This is a genomic window from Pedobacter sp. 01T416_2 (genome assembly GCF_056398925.1).
This window is the reverse complement of the sequence record NZ_JBFTQI010001011.1, coordinates 1-1,735: the sequence shown is the minus strand read 5'-3', so window position 1 is coordinate 1,735 and position 1,735 is coordinate 1. Positions and strand designations below refer to the sequence as shown.

Sequence of the window (1,735 nt, the reverse complement as noted above, 5' to 3'; positions counted from 1 at the left end):
TCTTTTTAGCTATTTCGAGTATACCGGAAACGATTTTGCTGCTGATATGAAAAAGATGGCTGCTGATACCACTACCCAACGTTGGTGGAAAGAAACTGCACCGACTCAGATTCCACTGCCCGATGCTGCTGCTAAAGGCGAAACCTGGAGCAATATGGAAGAAGTTTTTCACAAAGATTAGTAATACGGCATACAAACAATGAGCCTTTTATCGGCTAAAATGAGTTATTTAAATAAACACAGCTGAAATATTAAAGGCTGTGTTTATCTCTTTAAACAAAAGCTTAGCTTAATAAAATTCGGTTTAACCTACCGTCACATCTTCTTTTACTACACCATCGGCAATGTGCAAAATCCTATTTCCGTATTGCGCATTTTTTTCGGAATGTGTAACCTGGATAATGGTAATCCCATCTTCCTGATTTAGTTTTTTAAACAATGTCATAATTTCTTCTGCCTGTGCCGATTGTAAGTTACCCGTTGGCTCATCGGCCAGAATTATAGATGGTTGAGCGGCCAATGCCCTTGCTATACCAACCAATTGTTGCTGCCCGCCTGAAAGTTGATTTGGGAATAAATCTTTTTTTGCCACAATATTAAAACGGTCTAACAGGTCGGCAATTCTACTTGCCCGCTCAGAGCTACCAACTTTTTTGTACAGCAATGGGGCTTCAATATTTTCATAAACGGTCATTTCATCAATTAAGTGGTAGGCCTGAAAAACAAAACCGATGTGATTTCGGTAAAGTTCAATGCGTTTACGTTCATTCAACGAAGTTACATTCTCGCCCAGAAACTCATACGAACCATAAGTGGGTTCTTCAAGCATGCCAATAATATTGAGCAAAGTAGATTTCCCTGCACCTGATGGGCCCATAATGGAAACAAATTCTCCTTGTTTAATTGTTGTGGTAACCAAACGTAACACGTAGTTTTTAATGCCTTTGTTTGCGTAATATTTTTCGATGTTATTAAGTTGTATCATATTTTTTCAAGGTTGAGGGTTAGAAGGTGGAAGGTTGATGGATTAGGTACTTTAACCTTCCGCCATAAAACCTTTTGCCTTCCTACCTTTATTCATATTTAAGTGCATCAATGGTATTGGCAACCGCTGCTTTATACGAGCGGATGCTTACGGTAATCAACGTAATGACCATAGAAATAATCATGGCAAATACAAAAGGCCAGATATTCAAATCAATGCGATAGGTAAAAGTGGCCAGCCATTTGGCAACGAATAAATAAGCAAGCGGCCAGGCTACCAAATTGGCAAGAAAAACCATTAACAGAAATGAACCATTTAACATTTTAACCAATTCTAATGTAGAAGCACCCAAAACCTTTCTAATGGCAACTTCGCGGGTTCTCTGTGTAGCCACGAAAGAGATCAGTCCAAATAAACCGATAAAGGAAATAAAAATGATCACCCCGGCAAACACCTTAAAAAGGGCTCCCATTATTTTTTCGGTTTGATAATATTCACTGATTTTATCATCCATAAAAGTAGATCCATAAACATATTCGGGCAGTACTGTGTTCCATGTTTTTTCTATAGCCCGCATAGCAGGCAAAATACTTTTACTATCAAGCTTTACAGCTATAGTGTTGTACGATTCTTTGTCGCTGTTAATCACAATCGGAGAAATAGGCTCGTGCAAACTCATATTGTTAAAATCTTTAACTACACCAATGATGTTACCTGTTTTATCATTGATCCTGATGGTTTTCCCAATCG

Annotated in this window: 3 protein-coding genes; 1 reads left to right on the top strand and 2 read right to left on the bottom strand. The window is 38.3% G+C overall.

The genetic code is table 11. From position 1 onward, the window contains the following. A partial coding sequence (locus tag AC1DPQ_RS26825) for an L-rhamnose mutarotase (protein ID WP_477611441.1) occupies positions 1-181 on the top strand: 181 nt, incomplete at its 5' end. 123 nt (positions 182-304) lie between these two features. Here AC1DPQ_RS26825 and AC1DPQ_RS26820 read toward each other — a convergent pair. Then, positions 305-985, bottom strand: coding sequence for an ABC transporter ATP-binding protein (locus AC1DPQ_RS26820; protein WP_477585595.1), 681 nt, complete (start codon positions 983-985; stop codon positions 305-307). An 88-nt stretch (positions 986-1,073) separates the two neighbouring features. Continuing rightward, the coding region (locus tag AC1DPQ_RS26815; protein WP_477611440.1) for an ABC transporter permease at positions 1,074-1,735 on the bottom strand (662 nt) is incomplete at its 5' end.